Origin of the sequence: Argonema antarcticum A004/B2 (assembly GCF_023333585.1) — a bacterium.
GTDB classification, from domain to species: Bacteria; Cyanobacteriota; Cyanobacteriia; order Cyanobacteriales; family Aerosakkonemataceae; genus Argonema; species Argonema antarcticum.
The window spans coordinates 16,436-34,959 of the sequence record NZ_JAIQZN010000019.1; the positions used below are offsets into that span (position 1 = coordinate 16,436).

An 18,524-nucleotide genomic window follows, 5' to 3' on the forward strand; every position below is an offset into this window, starting at 1 on the left:
CAGTTTAAGACAACAACGGGGTGCGATCGGCATGGGTTGAGGTTGCTCTCTGAGTGTCCCAAGTGTGGGGCGAGATTTAAGGTGCCGGCGCTTTGGGTGGATGGGTAGTGTCAGAGCTGTTTTATGACATTTGCTGAGATGTTAAAGTATCAGAAGCCTATAGAAATATTAAAAGAATAAATTTGGCTTGCTGATATATCTACCAATTTAGATGAAGTTATTTTGCAATTACTTTACAAGCTAAACTTAGCTAATTTAGTATAGATACTGATTAAGTAATTGCGAGTTTTGGATCTATACTGAAGATGTATTAGTAGGAACTGAAGCAATTATTTTTAATAGTAAATGGTGACAACGAAATTCAGCAGGATATGATTTTCCTGATGGAACTACCCGCTGGTGATCTGAGGTTTTGTGGTCACGGTTTGGAAAATCTGGATGCTCGCTTAATGTGCATGGTACTTTGCTTGCAATATTGGTAAAAGCTTTGTTTGAATCACCAGAAAAAAGATAACCTAGCATTCCTCCTTGACTAGAAAATGGTGCATATCGGCAAGTTATAAAATTTTCATTTATCTCTTTTATATATTCACCTACTGCCCCATCTGTTTTCAAAACCTTAGCTTCTAAAGGCCAGATAATCCTCTCATTAGAGATTAGATAAAATGCAATATCATATTGTGGTGGTTGCGCTTGTGCTGATTGACTACTTTCTATTTCATAGACTTCATGTTGAACATCAAATGGCTCATCCCCCGTCATATTTTTGCGAATTCTGCGCTCAAGAGATTGAGTGATGCTCCTTTCTAACTGCTCCTCATTTCCATCAAAATTAATTTGTGATAAAAACTCAGAAACCAGCAAATCATAGCCTTCCCAAACAAGTTTTATCAAAATTGATATTGCATCAGGATTCCATACTTTTGCTAATTCCACAAAATTACCTGTAATTGGATATCTCTTATTAAAAATGTTTCCTTTTCTAGCCACTATACAACTCCTCCATAACATCTGATTCTATATCAAATGTTGTCCGCCATGTCATAATATCTGCGGCTACTTCATCAGCATCTCTTAAAGCCATAGAGCGAGTCCAATAACGAACTTTGTCAGGTTTGATTAAATAAATAGTAGGAATTTTTACTCCATTCAATTCTACAGAATCATAAATCCTGGCAACACACTGATAAAAGATGCCGCCGTCTTCTATATTTCCTCTTTCCAGATACAACTGATTTAGGTTCTCCAAGCGTTCCAGTAAATCAGGGGAGTCAATAGGTTCGATATATACTCCTTTACAGTTAGGTCTATTAAGATAAATTGCAACTAAACGGACAGGAAGAAGAGTCTTAGTTTGTTCCTGAAATATGGTGGCACAAACTTGTTTATCTTGTCCAAATCCTGCTTTAAGAACTCGCAAAAAATACTCACAATATGCCGTAAGTTCAGGTTCAGTATTATTCTGAGATTGACTATTATCTATACGGTGAGTTCTTTTGCGTCCTGGAGAAGCACCATCTCCTTTAAAATCTGGCACAGTGTAATTAAATAGATCATTAATTAGCACCCATTCACTATCTTTAAATTCAAAAGCTTGTCGTATGCGCGCATCTATATCATCAATTGTTTTTATATTCTGCAAATCTCCTACCGATAATTCAGGTATTGGCACACGCAGTAAATCATCTACATTAACTTTAGGAATATATCCAGAAAATGAACCACTTGAAAGCAGTAGATAGTAGACAGCTAACTTACTGTTGTATACTAGACAAGCAGCATTCAATAGTGAAGTATACTCTTCAGGAATATGTATGCTCACATAACTTTCAGAGCAGATAATTCCTTGATTTGTACTATTAGGATTAACTATTGCTGAACAAAATCTACCGCTTTTTTTCTGCCAACTTTGCTTTACAATCATTTGTGGCAATTGAAATGCAGATAGGCTACTTAAACCAGTACCAGAGTCAATGTATGGATCATTATTTATAGGAAGTATTTTAGCGTTTAGGTAAAGAAAACTTTGGTTCGGAAATTTGGTTGATTTCAAAATTCGTTTATTCACTACATCATTTTGTAATTTTCTTCTATTACCTCTTTTTACTCCTTGACGGGTCTTAGCAATGCTACGGGATTCAAGTTTGTCAATACTTAATTCTTGATTCAATCTTCTGACCAAGGATAGATCACGTCTCCCTCCCCACATTAAAGCTGTCCAAACTAATGGATCTGCGATCGCCTCTTGTGGGTAAATTGTATTAACATTGTGTGGCTCAATTACTATATGATAGTCATCCTCATTAGTCATTAATGGTTTTGGACAGATGTATGTTAAAGGTTCACCGTCAGGATGTGTGACTGACATTGTGATAACACAAGCTGGAGAAATAGCATCTTTGAAAAGTCCAAAACGCAATGCTGACAAATTAACTATCTCTTCAATTTTGAACTCTGAAAAGAGAGTTTTACGGAATTTCCTAGCAGGTTTATTTTGATTAAAAATCAAAGCCATTGCTGGTTGCATCATTGCGACCTGTCCACCAGATTTGGTTAAAGAAGCAGCTTTTGGTAGAAAGAAAAGAGCAATATTACCATAAGATGTATTCCATTTATTCCGATTTTCAGGTCTATTCTTCCAAGAATCTATGTATAAAGATTTCTTTATAGTATTTTTACCCCAAGGTGCATTACCTACGACTAAATCATATTTACCAGCATCCTGAACAGAACGAAAACCTTCTTTTTCTTCTTCAAAAAAATCAGCAGCAATTAATTGACGTTGACGTAATCTAGGAAAGCGAAACTCATTCTCCCAATAATCTTGAGGTTCAACTTTATCTAGCATGGTTAAATAAAGACTAAAAGATGCTACTCTTACTGCTTGAGCATCTACATCAACACCAAATAAATTATTTTCTAGTAAATTTTTTAAATCACTTGGCTGAATTGTTTTTGGATGAGCTTGTTCCCATCTATGAATTAAACGCTGAAATGCTTTAACCAGAAAAATTCCTGAACCACAAGCAGGATCAAGAATCTTGATATCCCATTCTTGACTATCCCAAGGTAAAACACCATCTAGGACAAAATCAACTATATGTTCTGGTGTGTAATGAACTCCTGTGCCAGATTCTTTACTAACAAACTCCTCATATATACTGCTAATAAACTCCAAAGGTATAACGTCAAAATGGTAGTATGGCCATAAACTTAATTGTCCAGTTTCAATGTCTACATGACCACTAACAAAATAAGCCAGTATATTTAAGTGAGTTCCTTTAACTTTTTGTTCTTCTGTTTGCCATTCTGCTTCACGTTCTTCTTTGGTAGCTCCTTTACCTGGGAATAAATCACCATTGAACTTGCTATTAAGCCAACGAAAAAATTTATAAGTATCTCTATGATTTCTTAATATGTCAGCTAAATGAGAGTATTTAGCCGATAATTCCCCAATTCTATATAAATGATCTAGTAAATTTTCATTTAAAGCAGGATTACCTTCAGCTTCTTGACGGTCAAAAAGGAATTGAATGAAAATAATTCTTGCTAATAAATCATGAATTGTATCATCATCAAGTTCATTTTTTTGAAGTATTTTCCTAACACTTTTCAGATTTTTCAATAGCATCTGGTCAGCGGCTTGTTTTCGTTGAAATCGCTGGCTATGTTCTTGAAAAAATTGACCTGATACTAAATCAGCCCAGTGTAACCGCAAAGTTTCAGCAGCTTGACCTGAAAGAGACACCTGATTAAATGACTCTATTTCCCGTTTAGAAACGTTAACTACAGGATTGATAATATCATCTTCTTTTGGAGGTTCTTCGTAGCACGTCCAAATTCTTAAGCGATTAGGTTCTGTTGTAATTAGTGATGGTGTACGAGAAAAACTCCAAGCAAGTTGATAAGTTTTCCTCAGTGTTTCTTCTGATATTTCTGTGGGAAAGTCACACACCAGAGCAATAGGTGTTTCTGTCGAGTCACCTTGAGGATTTGCCGACAGCACGCCTATTTGCACACCATCACCACCTGAAAGTTTGCTGATAGTTCTACCTAATTTTTCCCTAGCGATTCGTGCATAAACACTTGGACCAGCACCAGATGGCTCCAAAATTTCTTGTGGAGTTGGCCAGTGAAGCTTTTCATGTGCTAGTTCAAGTAGTCCAGACTGTGACATTCCGTTTTTTACGCTGCATTAAAGTATAGTTTCACATTTCAACCATCACACTGATAATCACAATATACAATATCGTGCGACTTTAGTATTAATCTCCCAATCTACTAATTAACCTTTGATAAATAATATCCAACCACACTGGAATCACAGGCTTACCTTCCACTACGTAAGCGATCGCACTCTCCCTCTCAAACTCTACCACTTGGAGCGATCGCGCTCTACTACTTCACCCTCTCACGCGATCGCCCATAAATCACATCCAACCACACCGGCACAACAAACTTACCCTCAGCCCAAGCTGCTACTACCTTCTCCCCATCGAACTCTACCAACTTAGCCGCTCCTTCCTGTGATTCTTTGACAAAAATTAACCGCTTTGGCGCTCGATCGCTCAAAAGCCCCGGATACTGCTCCTTAAGCGTCTTCAGCACCTCCCGTGCCACCTCAAAGGTAAAACGCCAATAAACCATCGCCCCTAATTCCAGCAAATTTCCCTCAGAGTAGTAAATACTCCTCCCCGTCCCCGTTTCCGCGATCGCAGGGACAACAACGCCAATACTGCGACTGAAGTAACGTACAGCCCGCTATCTCCGCCGCCCGATGGACTTGTCCGTGTTGACAATAATCTGTCAACACGGACAAATAACTTGACATTATACAACTTTAAAGGCGGTACCCAGATTTGAACTGGGGGATAAAGGTTTTGCAGACCTCTGCCTTACCACTTGGCTATACCGCCGTAACTCAGGAATACCAATATAACAAATTTCCCTCTCCTTGAAAAGCTAGATCCAAACAAATCTCACAATGTAAATAAATGTAACAATAATGCAGTCAAAGCGTTTTAATGTCTTGACAGCGGGCTATCTAATCGATAAGGTGATATACATACCCGGGTAGAACGACTGATGAGTCATATGCAAGATAAACAAAAGGTTACGTTGTATCTTTCACCAGAGCTGCATCGTCAACTCAAGATTCGAGCCGCAATTGACTCAGAGCCGATGTCATCGATTGCCGAACGAGCCATTATCTTCTACCTAACTCACCCAGAAGTGATAGACGAGATAGAGGCATCCTACGGGCAAACGCATCGAGTTTACAGTTGTCCGGAGTGTAAGGGTTCCGTCGTAATCCAACAGGGAGATTTAGTTTCCCTAAACAAACAGCCCGGTGTACTTGCAGAAGAAGAACTTTCGGTTGAAAAGGTGACAGTAACATCTGGAACCGATCAACAGGAAGAGCAAGAGTTGGTTCCCTGCTAAAGTCGCAAACTCGATCCCAGCAGACAACTATTGAGAAAAATTCTAGCAAGGTCTGCACCGTCTCCATTCGGTCGATAGTAGGTCGTGGCGAAATGAAAGAAGAACTCAGCGTTCTGATTCAAGCTCAATATCCTCTGATCTACCTCGTGACATCCGAGGAAGAGCGGGCAGAGCAGGCAATAGCGACAATCGCTCAAATGAAACCCCCGCGACGGGTGTTTGTGTGGACGGTGACTCACGGAATGGTCGAGTATGGCCAACCGCGCCACGTTACCCAGCACAATACCGTTTCGCCGGAAGCAGCGATTGAGTGGGTGATGAACCGACAGAAAGACCCTCAGCGAGATTCTAGTATTTTCATCTTCAAGGATCTGCATCCATTTATCGAGTCTCCAGCAACGACGCGATGGTTAAGGGATGCGATCGCCAGCTTCAAAGGCACCCAAAAAACCATCATCCTGATGTCCCCGGTGCAAACCATTCCGATTGAACTGGAGAAGGAAGTTGTAGTTCTGGACTTCGCGCTGCCGGACATGGCAGAGCTCAATCAGGTGTTGACGCAGCATTTAGATCCCAGTCGTGCGCGTAGACTGACGACAGAAGCGCGGGAAAAACTCCTGAGAGCAGCCCTGGGGCTGACGAAGGATGAAGCAGAAAAGGTGTACCGTAAAGCACAGGTCACCAATGGCCGCCTGACCGAATCAGAAGTAGACATCATACTTTCCGAGAAAAAACAGTTAATCCGTCGCAACGGTATTCTGGAATATATTGAGGAAGACGAAACGATTGATTCGATCGGTGGCTTAGAAGAGCTGAAACGATGGCTCAAACAACGCTCCAATGCTTTTACAGAGCGAGCCAGAGAGTATGGTCTGCCTCAGCCAAAGGGGATGCTAATCCTGGGTGTACCGGGTTGCGGCAAGTCCTTGATTGCTAAGACTACTTCCCGCCTTTGGGGTCTGCCACTTTTGCGATTGGACATGGGCCGCGTGTATGACGGCTCAATGGTAGGTCGCTCAGAGGCCAATCTCAGAAATGCTTTAAAAACGGCAGAATCTATTTCCCCAGTGATCTTATTCATTGATGAGTTGGACAAAGCTTTTGCGGGTAGCACTGGCTCAGCCGACTCTGATGGAGGCACTTCTAGCCGCATATTCGGCTCCTTCCTCACATGGATGCAAGAGAAAACCTCACCAGTATTTGTGATGGCGACAGCAAACCGAGTGGAACGCCTACCTGGGGAATTTTTGAGGAAGGGTCGCTTTGATGAGATTTTCTTCGTAGATTTGCCTACTCCCGAAGAACGCCAGGAGATCTTTAAGATTCACATAGGTAAGCGACGCCGAGATGTAGCTCGCTTCGACCTAGAACAATTAGCTAAAGTCTCCGATGGTTTCTCTGGAGCAGAAATTGAGCAGGGATTAATTGCTTCGATGTACGAAGCCTTTGCTCAAGAACGAGAATTCACCCAGTTGGATATTATTGCCGCAATTAAAGCGACACAGCCGCTGTCTAGAACAATGACAGAACAGGTAACGGCCTTGCGAGATTGGGCCAGACAGCGTGCTAGACCAGCTGCATCCTCCGTCGCAGAATATCAGCGAATGGAGTTTTAAAAGCTTTCTCCTGCTCCCAACAGGAGGAAAGGCTAGCTTTTGCTAGCGGGTTAAGAGAATGCCGCGATCGCTCTCATACGCGGCTCGATCGTCACAAAAACGTTGTTGTTTGTTTGTAACTTCTCTAGGAGGAAATCCCAATGTCTCACTTTAGCACACTGCGTACCAAAATCACCGAATCCGAAATCCTCAAGGCTTCTCTGCGCGACCTGGGCATCAGCGTCAAGAGCAATGCCGATGTGCGTGGATACAACGGCCAACGAGTTCGGGCTGACTTGGTTGCAGTTCTGGAAGGCGAATACGATTTGGGCTGGTCTCGCAATAGCGATGGGTCTTTCGACCTGATTGCTGACCTGTGGGGTGTCGCTAAGAAGCACAACCAGACCGAGCTGATTAATTCCATCAATCAGAAGTACGCGGTTAACAAGACTCTGGCTGAAGTGAAGCAGCGCGGTTTGCAAAACGCCAACGTTAAGTTGGTAGTGCAAAAATAATTGCTCTGTTGCGTTCCCAAGCTCACGGGTTAATCGACAGGAGGTTAGCCCGTTTCTCTTCCACTTCTAGTCAGCCCCTTTTCACTAAAGGGAAGTAATGAACCAAAAATCTTCTACCCTGTTAGAAAACAAAAAAGGCCAGCTTTTTAAGCTGGCCTTTCTCATTATGCTATAGCAGCAACAGCTTGAGGCCAGCGTTGCATTGCTTTTCCAATTACGGCCATTTCTTGCATCAAACGATCGAACCGTTCGGGTGTGAGAGATTGAGGGCCATCAGACAAAGCTTTGGCTGGGTTGGGATGAACTTCAATCATCAGGGAGTCTGCACCTGATGCGATCGAAGCCATTGCCATTGCAGGCACGTATTCGGCGCGTCCAGTGCCGTGGCTGGGATCGATCATAATCGGCAAGTGGGAGAGACTCCGCAAGACGGGTACAGCCGATAAATCGAGCGTATTGCGTGCGTACTGGCGATCGAACGTGCGAATGCCTCGTTCGCAAAGAATCACATTCGGGTTGCCAGCAGCCAGAATATACTCAGCCGCCATCAACCAATCTTCGATCGTCGCCGCCATCCCCCGCTTCAGAAGAACTGGCTTTTCCTGCGCCCCCACTTTTTTGAGCAGAGAGAAATTCTGCATATTGCGGGCTCCGATTTGGATTACGTCTGCATACTCTCCCAGTACTTCCAAATCTGAAGCATCCATCAGTTCTGTAATAATGCCCAAACCAGTCGCTTCACGGGCCGCTGCTAGCAATTCCAACGCACTCTCACCGTGACCTTGGAAGGCGTATGGGGAAGTACGAGGCTTATAAGCACCGCCACGCAGGAACTGCGCCCCAGCTGCCTTTACCCGCCGCGCTGTCTCCACAATCATCTGCTCATTCTCAACAGAACAAGGCCCAGCAACGACTACTAGGGGATGGTGCAAACCAATAGAAACAGGCCCGTTGGGAGTAGGAACTACTACTTCCGAAGCTTCGCCGTGGCGATATTCCAGGCTAGCTCTTTTAAATGGCTGTTCTACCCGCAGCACTTGCTCGATCCAGGGGCTAATTTCCTGCATTTGCAGCGGGTCTAAGTGAGCCGTATCGCCGACTACACCAATCACCACTTTATGCTTACCAACAATTTTTTCTGGCGTCAGCCCCCAGGAGCAGAGTTCTTCGGTAAGACGGGCAATCTCGACTTCTGGGGAGCCGATTTTCATGACTACGATCATATTGAAAATCCTTTGTTAAGTTCTTTGGGTGCAGTATGGCTAAAAGCTAACCTATAGGTTCTCATATCAGCCTCAATGGAGCCAACCCGCGTCTTGCACTTTTGGCATAGGCATATTGCCTGCCGTCATTTTGGCACCAGGAATATTAATTTTTTTGCTTACTCGATCGCCAAGCTGCCGTCATCCGTCCCCAGTTGGTGGTAAATTGTTCCCACCCTAATTTGCTCCCTGATGTTTCTTCATCCCAGGATGCAGAGAGGACGCCATAGGTCAAGCCTAAGCCACCCAGACCGAAAAAGCCCATGCTAACCAAGACAACTGCCGGGTTGGGAAGGTTAAACCAGGCATGACTAACTACGAAGTAGCTGATAATAAACGTGGCAATTCCCAAAAAAGTGGGAATACCAGAGAAAAGTGCCATCCGCGAGATCATGCGCTGGCTGACCGCTTCTGGAATGGCCATTGCTTCTTTGGAAACCGATCGCGGTTTATTATCCTTTTTATCCCCAACGGACGTTACGGGTTGGTTTTTAGCTGGCTTTTTGGCATTTTTCTTGGGTTCAAAGGGTAAGCGTTCCTTAGCTTGGTCAGACTCCTTTGGAGTGTTGTCAGCTTTGCTTTTGGGTTGAGGTTCCGAAGCCATAACCTTTAACCGCGAATGCCAAGGCGACCGATTAACCCTTGATAGCGCTCTGGATTTTCCTTAGAAACAAAGGACAGCAGGCGCTTGCGTTGACCAATCAGCTTCAACAAACCCCGGCGGGAAGCGTGGTCTTTGTGATTGGCTTTGAGGTGTTCGCTCAGGCGGTTAATGCGTTCCGTCAGTACGGCAATTTGCACATCTGCCGAACCAGTATCTGTCTCATGGATTTGATACTGGTCAATGATCTCGTGCTTTCGCTCTTGCGTAAGGGTCATAGTTTCAGTGTGTGTACGTTAATTCAGCAGCTTTTTATCATACCATAGCCGACCCGGAGTCTGCGTTGGGGTCGATCGCTACGCCTCTAATCATCAGAGTTGTGAGACTGTAATAAAATAAAGTCCCTAAACTCTCGTTTGAGGGACTTGTACAATGAACAAATATTAATAGTTAACTTGAATCAGTTGCTCTTAAGCGGCTTTCTGAGCGATTTTCTCAAGGATAGGCTTTCGAGTTTTCAGGTTAAAGCGATATCCGTCTGGAAGAATATGCAGCTTGGCTCCGCAAATCGCCAAAGCCTCATCCTTCAAAAGTTCGTCCACATTGATATGGCTAATCTCTGCCACATCGACAATGGTGACAACGCCCGAACCCACCACTTGAAACTCGTCGCCCTGCACTACGACAGCTGTATCTTCATCAATGCCGAATCCCAAAACCGCTGGCTGCTGTGCGAGTGCTGAGACTAAGCGTCCCAAACGTCCGCGCTGCGAGAAATGCTGATCCACCACTATCCCAGGCAGGAAGGCCATACCCGGCCCCATCTCTACAACATTAACGCGGGGATGCGTCTCGGAGTCTCCTTCCACGATCATTACGTCTGGCATCACAGCTGCTCCCGCACTGGTGCCTCCCACTACAATTCCTTCGGAAAACCGCTTGTGAATAGCTGTATCCAGTTCGGTATCCTTAATAATGCTGGTGATCCGCGCCTGATCTCCTCCCGTAAAAAATACGCCAGTGGCATTGTTAATAGCTTCTAGGGCAGTGGATGAACTTGCATCTTCACGAGTTACGGTGTCAAGGATGCGAACAAGTTCGCATCCCAACCGCTCAAATACTTTGATATAGTCTTCTCCCACTTCTCTGGGTAGTTCGGTTGCGGCTGTCATCACAACAATTCGGGCTTTGGTGCCTCCGGCGCGTCGCACGAATTCCCGAAGCACCTTGCTTTCTCCCTCTTTCTGTTCCGCTCCACCGATAATGACCAACGGCCCAAGGTTCTTACTCTGCGCCATATTAGCTCCAGTCTTTAGTTAATGTAATTTCAATAAAACATACCAATCCAAACCCATAAAACATCCAAATGGTAGATATTTATACAGAAAGTCAATTGTTTTTATGGTAATGTAGGTAACCGCCAGATCGATTTAATGTAGTTGCGGGTTCAAAAACCTACGTCCTACCCTTACCCTCTACCAAACGGTCAGTCTATGTCCGTGGAATGATATTATATTCTTATCCAGAAACCTGGTTTTTTTTGGCGATCGCGTTTGTATTATGCCTAAAATCTATGAGTTCAGAAAATTTGCGCCAGTTTAAAGAGTATGGCGAATCTATATTTCAAAAGCTAGAATCGGTATCCCAGAATTTGTCTTTGCCAGATTCGATTCCAGCGACGCTACCTAAGTGTTTGGATTTAGTCCGGTCAGCTGCCAGTAAAACGATCGATCGGGCCACTTCTCCAGTTAAAATTGGCGTGATGGGTGAATTCAGCAGCGGTAAAACTTTGCTTTTGGGTAGTTTGATCGGTTACGCAGATGCTTTACCGATTAGCGAGAATCCTACTACTGGTAATGTGACTGCAATTCACCTCATTCAGCAAGAAGGTTTCCAAACAACGCAAGTAGAAAAATTTGAAGTTGAATATCTTTCTCACTCGGAAGTGAAAGAATGTTTGTACTTCATGTTGAAGAAAGCAGAAGAACGAGCGACGGATGCAAGATTAACGCCAGCACAATTAAAAGCGCTGAGAAATTTTAACGCTAACGACCCTGGAATTTCTCAGGATATACTGACTTGGTGCAAGTCAGCGTGGAATAGCAGTAAAAATTTGGAATTGCGCTATCTGTTGCGGGAATTGGTGTTATTTATTCGCACATATAAAGCGCAGGGAGAAGATATTTGCGGTAAGCATTACCAGAATATAGATCTGGATACGGCGCGTCAAGGTCTTCAGTTAGGTGATGCTCAAATGGATATCCAAAATCTCCAATTTGAGGATATCCCATTAGCGATATCTCAAAATTCACCAACACAACTTTCCGTGGAATTCTTGCAAAGTAGCTTTCCGCTAATCCGCCGAGTAAATGTGAAAGTCAAAGTATCAAAAGAAATCTGGGATTTAACTGCACTAGAAGGCGCAGAGGAATTCGTCCTTTTGGATTTTCCCGGATTGGGTGCTGCTAATTCGGGAGTGAGAGATACTTTCTTGTCTTTGCGGGAATTAGCAGAAGTACAAACAATTTTGATTTTGCTCAACGGTAGAGTTCCCGGCGGTGCGACGGCGAATAAAATATTCACGATGATGGAGCAGCAAAAACCAGGAATTAACCTGAAAGATCGCATCTTGGTAGGAGTGGGAAGATTCGATCAACTACCTCTGGAAAATGAGGGAGGAGAAAGAATTTTGGATGAATTGATTGATGAGAGTCCTTTGGAAGATATTATACCATTAGATTCGGAACCGCTGACCGAAAATAGCGTTCTGGAAAAACTGAAGGTTCTGAAAACTACTGTTGCTACCGCGCAAGCTTTTACAACTCAAAAAGACAGGATTTTTCTGGTTTCGCCGCTGGTGGAATTGGCGGAATTAAGCAAAAATTCGAGTAACGTGCAAGTTGGTTCACCAGAGTTTCTCGCTGACTTAGATTATCCGCCCGATCGATGGTCGCAGTCAAGGCGACTGCGGGAAAAATGGAGTCGATTAAGCGAAAAACTAGAACAATCTAAACCGCGCAGTACTTTGGCGAAACAGTTAGCTGATTTTGCCCAAAATGGTGGTATCGTTACGCTGCGGGAAGCGATTTTGAAGCACGTCAAAGAGCATGGTTTGAAGCAATTGTTGGATGATACTCGCAGTGCTGCTGTTGCTTTGCAAAGACAACAAGATGTGCTGAAAAATATACTGGAAGGAATTCAGCAAGATATTCCAGCAGAAAGTCCGAATTTTGTCAAGCTACGAGATGCGATCGAGAGTTTATCGAAAACTTATGACGAATTCCAAAAAGATTTGGCGATCAAAGTTTTGAAAGATCGACGGGAAGTTGCGGTAAGCGATGCGGTGAAGGATGAGTTAATATTTAGGATATATGAATGGTCGCAGTGGAATTTGCTATTTCAACAAGCTGAGAAGGGAATTATTAAATTACCAAAATCTGTTAACAGATTTGATTCCAAGAGCAACAAAAAAGTGATCGCCACTAAAAGTGATGATTTTTATCCTGTATTTGAAACTGCTGTTTTGGAAGTCGAAAAATTCGCGAACAAAAGTATACAACAGGCATTTAAAAACTTGTTAGATGAGTTATCCAGCAGAATGCTTGATCGGCGAAATGAAATAGCAGAAATCCTGACTGATGAAAGGTTACAGTGGATAGAATCAAATAGTAAAAACTATGAAAGTTCTCACCTGCTGGAAAATTTTGTAAATGGGAATATAGATCCTAAAAATTGGCTTGAAGGGCTTCTTGAAGAATGCAGTCTTGAAGAAAATAGTTTGTCTACCATCAATCCTGAAACTTTGTTCCCCTTGGTTCGTGCGAACAGTCACGAAAGCAGCCAAGCTTTTGTCTGGGGAAAGGAAGAAAACAAAAAAGACCAGAAACCCGCAAATAATCAGATTCTAGTATTGCGATTGCGAGACGAAATGATTGCAAGCGCGGGTTTGCACCTTGTCGAGATAGTAAGTAAGGCGAATCAACAGCTTAATAATACTCTCGGAGAATGGATAAATAACATTATTGACGTGCTAGGAAGACTCTTGCGAGATGAAGTTTTACTAAAAGATGTCGTGTCTGAAGATGAGATCGGGAACCGCTCTATTCCCCAATGGTTACAAATTTTGTGGCAGATTTCCGAGATAAATTTGCCAAATTAGTCCTTATTCACCAATCACCCATCACCAAAAATAATATGTCTGTTGAAATCAGAGTTTTAAATCGTTTCCAACTGCGTCCCAAAAATAGTGACGAAAATTTATTAGATCTACCAGTAATTGAATTTGCTCCCACTTCGCAAGTTAATCAACCCCATATTTCTAGCATCACCTGCTTTGTGGAGGGAACGCCAAGAGAACTAGGAGAGCAAATTCAAGCTGCATATAAAGCCTTCAGAACTAGCCAACCCATTAAATTATATGCTCCTCAACGATTGAGACAAGAACCTTGCAGCCTGGATAAACCTTTACCGGGAAACGTTAACTGCACTTTGCACGTAAATGTGGAGTATTTTGACTCGGACGAAATGGGTAATCCGCTGCTGGATGTGGCGAACAATGTTACTAAAAGCTGCTATTTGTTTACCCCGAAAGTTGAAACGCCAACTCCAGTAATCAACCAAGTGAGCGAAATATCTTCACCAAAAACAGAGTCGGTAGAAAAGCGCAACGAATTTACGGATTGGCTGGCGATCGATTTCGGAACATCCAATTCCACGGTGACACTTTTTGATGCAGCTTCTGTTTCTAACGAAAATACTTTACCCAAAGAACAAAAAGAACGGTTAGGGGAATTATTGGTAGAATGGCTAAATTCAACAGCCGCCAATGCTTTACCGGGTGTGAGTGTTGCTGAATGGGAAAAGTTTGTCGGCGATCTTAAAAAAGATTTGGAAATACCGGAAACGGGTACTCTTGATGATATCCCGTTGCTAGCAGCTATCCGCAAAATCGAAACTTCTTTAGGGAATCGCCCGGAATTGTTTCGCCGCGCCGCTAGCAAACGCTTAAACGAAATTTATCACCAAGTATTTCGCGTACCTCCTTTATCGTTGCAAAATCTGATGAGAGTTCCGTTGGAGGGTGTGAGTCAAGCTAAGGAAATTCCCAGCGAGTTGGAAATTAAAAGTCTGAATCCTTTAAACGTAATTATGGGAGAGAGCGTTATCAGAAAAAGAAAAGAGACTCTTGCTAACACTAAAGGAGACGAAATTAAAGGGAAGTTCCATCATTCGCCAAAACGATATTTTGGTCAGCAACGCGATGCTATTAAAGTGAAGTTAGAGGGAGTTGAAGCAGAAATTTCAACTAATCAGCTAATTCAAGCTGCTTGGGGTTATCTAATTAATAACACGAGAAAATACTACCAAAACATAACGCCTGGTAGATCTTCTCGCCGAGATATCACTACCGCCGTTGTGACTTATCCTGCGGTAGCGCCGCCTGTGGTGCGCCGGGAAATTGAGGAGATGGTGGGTGCTTTGGGGATGGATTTCGTCAAAACTGATTATGATGAAGCTGTATCGGTGGTGATCTTTTTCCTGTGGCGAGAATTCGGCGGCGATTTGAGTATCGGGATTGAATCTTTTAAAACTCGCTGTCACTGGGATGGGAAAAAATGGTCGCAAAATGTGTTGGTTTTGGATATCGGTGGAGGAACGACGGATTTAGCTTTGATTAACTTGGCGCTGGAAGAAAAAGACCCGTTTGAGCCAAATGAAGATCGGGGTGCTGGGGGAAGATACTATGTGCTGACTCCCACTTTTATAGGATCTTCGGGTCATTTGCAATTAGGCGGAGAGTTAATTACGCTGCGGATATTTAAGTTGCTGAAAGTTGCGATCGCAGATTGTTTGCTGACAGCAGTTACGGAAGGTTATCTGGAATGTCAAAAACTGGAAGATGAGATTCTTTTGTTGAGCGATCGCTTTCGCAAAGAGGATAAATATCAAATCGGTTCTCTGCTGAAAGCTGCGGAAAAGAAAAACTCCAACCCGGAAAGCGACGCCGCTTACAATGATGCTCTCAAAGATGCAGAAAAAATCTTACCAACTCACTGGAAAAATAATCAATCTCGCCTGCAAAGTTTTTATACGCTTTGGGATTATGCAGAAGAGGCCAAAATTCGATTAAACAAAAAGAGCGATCGGGAAATTGTGGTACTTGAAGAGAAACAAATTTCTGATTTACTTAGAGAAAGCGAGATTGAATTCAAAGTACAAGATCGCGATCGCCTCAAGGTGAAGATAAGCAGAGAACAATTTGAAAATGCGGCTTCTCCTGTAATTGAAGATGCAGTACGCATCGCCAAAGAACTGATTAAAAGTCGATTGGATTCCCAGAAAGAAACTCAGGAAAAAGTCGATTGGTTAATTTTATCGGGACAAACCTGCAAACTTTACTTAGTGGAAGAACAAATCAAACAGGAATTTGGCAAATATGACTATTTTGTCTGGAATCCAGAACGGGTAACTTTTGTACCGGAATATAGTAAAATGGCTACTTCTGCTGGTGCTTGCTATGCGGAAAAGCTACGCCAATACGGTTTCGATTTGGAAGCGGCGAAGGAAATGCTGCGTCTGGGTGGAAATCAACTGGATATCGATGTCAAAAATTTGTTTTATTTTCTACCTTGTTCCTTCAAATTGAAGACACAAGGCGAAAAAGATTTGCTTATTTTCCAGAACGGACAACAACTTTATCAACTGAGCGATCGCGATTCAATTGCCAAAATTCGCAGTAATTGGAGGGGAGTACCCTTAACTATTACTATCTACCGTGAAGATTTTGATGGAGCAATTGAGATGCTTTGGGGTAACTATAATCGTAACAACTTGGTACGGGAATTGGGAATGGGAGAAGATGAGTTTAAACGAAAAATTAAAATTCAGTTTGAAATTGACCAAAAACTGCAATTCAAATTACTTTTTTGTGATGGAAATCCTCATTACTTAATTCCTGCTAAGTCTGCAAGTTTGGATGTGAAAAAAGCGATCGCAGCATCATCCCCCGAATTCGCAAACCAACCAATTATTGGTGATGATGGTAAATTGTTCTGCGATATCGCCGTTTACGTCATAGAATCACAAACTGTCGATAAACCAACGCCTCATCCAGTATTTAAAGCTGAGGATGACTATAGTAAATCTCTCGAAGGTTTTCGGTATGAAGGAGATGCAGAACAAAAACAAGGAACTGGGTTAATTAGCAAACCGTTACCTGATTTTCCCCGGAATGGGAAGCAGACTTTCTATTTTCTCGATCCAATAAACGATCGATGGGAACGGATTGGCGAATTGAGCCGACCGGGTGGAAAAACAGAGTACAATTGCAAATATTATGTCACTCTCGACGCCAAAGGTATTCTGCGAATTCACGCGGGGGAAATACCTTACTGGACATCGGATAATGCAGAATGTCTCAAACAAGAAGGATGCGTTTTTGAGGATGCGCTGGGATTGCAACCGAAAGAAATTGATGATAATCGCGATCCGTTCTGTGGGATTCACTAAAGTCCAGAAACCCGGTTTCTCCAAGAAACCGGGTTTCTAAGAGTTCAGAGGAAGTGATATTAATGGAAAACCTGAGCAAATTATTAGAAATAGATAATTCTGAGTTGGCCCGATCGGTCCGGTTTTATTTGCATGGTTTGCGTGGTGGGTTGGAGATGGCTTTAAGCGAATTACCCGCCGATCCGGGAGCAAAGTTCGGTGAGGAATTGCTGAAGGAATTAGAGGAAATTTTGCGATCGCCAACGGACAAACAGATCGAAAATGATTCTCCTTGGGAAGATGTGTTTGAACCAGTTATCGCAAATTCAAGTAAATTAATCCGTCTTAAGGATGTTTTTGAATCCGATAACGAGTTGCGTTCTTCTCTGGGTGCATTCGATCTTAAAAGTACCGCCGATGCGGATTTGTGGAAGGAAATTCAACTAAAATTATTGCGAATTCCAGAAACTTTGGCCCAGTCTTGGCGCGATCGCACTTTATCCCTTGCAAAAGAAGCTGGCGCTGAAAGCTCAAAGCGATCGCAAATCAAACTCCCCTTCACCCGCGAAGAACTCCTCTACCCCGGTTTGAGCGGAACTATCCAAGCTTCCGGTTTGCAATTATCAGCTAAAACACCTTTAGATCCGCGAGTTGCAAGCGGAGATGGCGATCTCAATTTCCTGGCTGGTGTGGGATCTACTTGGATAAAATTTATCGAAATAGATACTGATTTACACCATGCTTTGAAAAGCGTTTACCGCTTCGGTGTTAAGTCTTTGGAATCGAAAGACGAGCAGTCTAAGTACATTACAGCCTTAATAGATTGTTTCGATCGGGCCAAAGCAGCTGAGGAAAATACAGACCCAGCCGTTACCCTACGTGCCAGAATTGACCTAGACGAAGCCATCCACTCATTAGTATATCTGCCGCCATGCGATCGCGATTCTTGGTGGGGAAAACTACAGCAAGAATCGCGGCGCACCCTTAACCAGGTCGCCGACAAAGCGCGTAAAGCCGGTCATACCGTCCAAATTCGCCCGTTATGGGGCCTATATGCCGATATTCGCCCTTGGTCAAAGGACGACCTGGAACTGGACAGTGGCAGTAAACCGGGGGAAGTATTAGCTTGTCTGCGGGTTTATGCCAAAATCAACGAAGAAGCATTGCCCGGTCGCGTACTTTTTCGCTCTTTCAATCAGCCTGCTTAATCAAATTGCGTAAAAAAGAGCGTGCTTTTGCTAAGGGAAAATGCTTCGGTTTGCCCTGGCAAACAAGCTGGTACTCGTTACTATCCGCCCCATCGCCATAGCCAGAAATAAGTTTGCGGTGGAAAGCTTCTTCGGCCAGTTCTCGAACTCGATCTCTGAGGTCAGCTTTGGTAATAGTCATCTGCTGCGCTCTCTCCTCAATGCTTTCTTAAATTTTCAAATAGTTTGGGTCTTTGCTGTACCTGTCGAAAGTTATATCTTATAAATAAAAAATCTGTCTTTATAGTTAATTTAGCAGATGAACACAAAGCTTTCAGAAAGAGGGAAGGAGAAGCGCGATCGCCTGGAAAAGGTATACAGAATTTTTGCCATCAAATAAATTAAAAACGCCCTTCGATAGATGAAAAATCCGT

Annotated in this window: 14 protein-coding genes and 1 tRNA gene; 6 read left to right on the top strand and 9 right to left on the bottom strand. The window is 43.1% G+C overall.

What is annotated here, in order from left to right; genetic code table 11:
* Positions 1 to 294 precede the first annotated feature (294 nt).
* The 4 genes from LAY57_RS10915 to LAY57_RS10930 all read right to left on the bottom strand — a co-directional run bounded on the left by LAY57_RS10915 (position 295) and on the right by LAY57_RS10930 (position 4,916).
* Positions 295 to 990 carry a hypothetical protein gene (locus LAY57_RS10915; RefSeq protein ID WP_249066450.1) on the bottom strand — a complete coding sequence of 232 codons (696 nt, stop codon included), beginning with the start codon at positions 988 to 990 and terminating at the stop codon, positions 295 to 297.
* On the bottom strand, positions 983 to 4,177 hold the full coding sequence (locus LAY57_RS10920) for an HsdM family class I SAM-dependent methyltransferase (protein ID WP_249066451.1): 3,195 nt from the start codon (positions 4,175 to 4,177) through the stop codon (positions 983 to 985). Before LAY57_RS10920 ends, LAY57_RS10915 begins: the two co-directional genes overlap by 8 nt.
* A gap of 221 nt (positions 4,178 to 4,398) precedes the next feature.
* Positions 4,399 to 4,647: a hypothetical protein gene (locus LAY57_RS10925; protein WP_249066452.1), complete on the bottom strand. Its 249-nt coding sequence runs from the start codon at positions 4,645 to 4,647 to the stop codon at positions 4,399 to 4,401.
* Between the two features lie 197 nt (positions 4,648 to 4,844).
* A tRNA-Cys gene (locus tag LAY57_RS10930) sits at positions 4,845 to 4,916 on the bottom strand.
* A 178-nt stretch (positions 4,917 to 5,094) separates the two neighbouring features.
* Between LAY57_RS10930 and LAY57_RS10935 the strand changes: the two genes are divergently transcribed.
* The 3 genes from LAY57_RS10935 (at position 5,095) to LAY57_RS10945 (ending at position 7,552) form a co-directional block, all read left to right on the top strand.
* Positions 5,095 to 5,442 carry a slr0373 family blue light stress response protein gene (locus LAY57_RS10935; RefSeq protein WP_249066502.1) on the top strand — a complete coding sequence of 116 codons (348 nt, stop codon included), beginning with the start codon at positions 5,095 to 5,097 and terminating at the stop codon, positions 5,440 to 5,442.
* 92 nt (positions 5,443 to 5,534) lie between these two features.
* Entirely contained in the window at positions 5,535 to 7,058 is a 1,524-nt protein-coding gene (ycf46, locus tag LAY57_RS10940) for a stress-responsive protein Ycf46 (RefSeq protein WP_249066453.1), read from the top strand.
* Positions 7,059 to 7,198: 140 nt separating this feature from the next.
* Positions 7,199 to 7,552 (top strand): DUF1257 domain-containing protein, encoded by a 354-nt coding sequence (locus LAY57_RS10945; RefSeq protein WP_249066454.1) that lies wholly within the window; start codon positions 7,199 to 7,201, stop codon positions 7,550 to 7,552.
* 164 nt (positions 7,553 to 7,716) lie between these two features.
* Here LAY57_RS10945 and aroF read toward each other — a convergent pair whose 3' ends face one another.
* The 4 genes from aroF to LAY57_RS10965 form a co-directional block, all read right to left on the bottom strand.
* A complete protein-coding gene (aroF, locus tag LAY57_RS10950) occupies positions 7,717 to 8,775 on the bottom strand; it encodes a 3-deoxy-7-phosphoheptulonate synthase (protein ID WP_249066455.1) in 1,059 nt (352 codons plus the stop codon).
* Between the two features lie 145 nt (positions 8,776 to 8,920).
* Positions 8,921 to 9,418, bottom strand: a complete 498-nt coding sequence (locus LAY57_RS10955; RefSeq protein ID WP_249066456.1) for a PAM68 family protein — start codon at positions 9,416 to 9,418, stop codon at positions 8,921 to 8,923.
* A 5-nt stretch (positions 9,419 to 9,423) separates the two neighbouring features.
* Positions 9,424 to 9,693: a 30S ribosomal protein S15 gene (rpsO, locus tag LAY57_RS10960; protein ID WP_249066457.1), complete on the bottom strand. Its 270-nt coding sequence runs from the start codon at positions 9,691 to 9,693 to the stop codon at positions 9,424 to 9,426.
* 192 nt (positions 9,694 to 9,885) lie between these two features.
* Complete coding sequence (locus tag LAY57_RS10965; protein WP_249066458.1) at positions 9,886 to 10,713, bottom strand: cyanophycinase; 828 nt, start codon at positions 10,711 to 10,713, stop codon at positions 9,886 to 9,888.
* Between the two features lie 275 nt (positions 10,714 to 10,988).
* Between LAY57_RS10965 and LAY57_RS10970 the strand changes: the two genes are divergently transcribed.
* The 3 genes from LAY57_RS10970 (at position 10,989) to LAY57_RS10980 (ending at position 18,111) form a co-directional block, all read left to right on the top strand.
* On the top strand, positions 10,989 to 13,574 hold the full coding sequence (locus tag LAY57_RS10970) for a dynamin family protein (RefSeq protein WP_249066459.1): 2,586 nt from the start codon (positions 10,989 to 10,991) through the stop codon (positions 13,572 to 13,574).
* A complete protein-coding gene (locus LAY57_RS10975; RefSeq protein ID WP_249066460.1) occupies positions 13,526 to 16,924 on the top strand; it encodes an acetate and sugar kinases/Hsc70/actin family protein in 3,399 nt (1,132 codons plus the stop codon). Before LAY57_RS10970 ends, LAY57_RS10975 begins: the two co-directional genes overlap by 49 nt.
* Before the next feature lie 62 nt (positions 16,925 to 16,986).
* Positions 16,987 to 18,111, top strand: coding sequence for a hypothetical protein (locus LAY57_RS10980; protein ID WP_249066461.1), 1,125 nt, complete (start codon positions 16,987 to 16,989; stop codon positions 18,109 to 18,111).
* Here LAY57_RS10980 and LAY57_RS10985 read toward each other — a convergent pair.
* Positions 18,095 to 18,292 carry a hypothetical protein gene (locus LAY57_RS10985; RefSeq protein ID WP_249066462.1) on the bottom strand — a complete coding sequence of 66 codons (198 nt, stop codon included), beginning with the start codon at positions 18,290 to 18,292 and terminating at the stop codon, positions 18,095 to 18,097. The two genes, LAY57_RS10980 and LAY57_RS10985, sit on opposite strands and share 17 nt — an antisense overlap.
* Between the last annotated feature and the right edge of the window lie 232 nt (positions 18,293 to 18,524).

Coding starts and splice junctions, on each gene's coding strand:
- LAY57_RS10920 (WP_249066451.1), bottom strand. CDS start 4,177: ATGTCACAGTCTGGACTACTTGAACTAGCACATGAAAAGCTTCACTGG.
- LAY57_RS10925 (WP_249066452.1), bottom strand. CDS start 4,647: ATGGTTTATTGGCGTTTTACCTTTGAGGTGGCACGGGAGGTGCTGAAG.
- LAY57_RS10935 (WP_249066502.1), top strand. CDS start 5,095: ATGCAAGATAAACAAAAGGTTACGTTGTATCTTTCACCAGAGCTGCAT.
- ycf46 (WP_249066453.1), top strand. CDS start 5,535: ATGAAAGAAGAACTCAGCGTTCTGATTCAAGCTCAATATCCTCTGATC.
- LAY57_RS10945 (WP_249066454.1), top strand. CDS start 7,199: ATGTCTCACTTTAGCACACTGCGTACCAAAATCACCGAATCCGAAATC.
- aroF (WP_249066455.1), bottom strand. CDS start 8,775: ATGATCGTAGTCATGAAAATCGGCTCCCCAGAAGTCGAGATTGCCCGT.
- LAY57_RS10955 (WP_249066456.1), bottom strand. CDS start 9,418: ATGGCTTCGGAACCTCAACCCAAAAGCAAAGCTGACAACACTCCAAAG.
- rpsO (WP_249066457.1), bottom strand. CDS start 9,693: ATGACCCTTACGCAAGAGCGAAAGCACGAGATCATTGACCAGTATCAA.
- LAY57_RS10965 (WP_249066458.1), bottom strand. CDS start 10,713: ATGGCGCAGAGTAAGAACCTTGGGCCGTTGGTCATTATCGGTGGAGCG.
- LAY57_RS10970 (WP_249066459.1), top strand. CDS start 10,989: ATGAGTTCAGAAAATTTGCGCCAGTTTAAAGAGTATGGCGAATCTATA.
- LAY57_RS10975 (WP_249066460.1), top strand. CDS start 13,526: ATGGTTACAAATTTTGTGGCAGATTTCCGAGATAAATTTGCCAAATTA.
- LAY57_RS10980 (WP_249066461.1), top strand. CDS start 16,987: ATGGAAAACCTGAGCAAATTATTAGAAATAGATAATTCTGAGTTGGCC.
- LAY57_RS10985 (WP_249066462.1), bottom strand. CDS start 18,292: ATGACTATTACCAAAGCTGACCTCAGAGATCGAGTTCGAGAACTGGCC.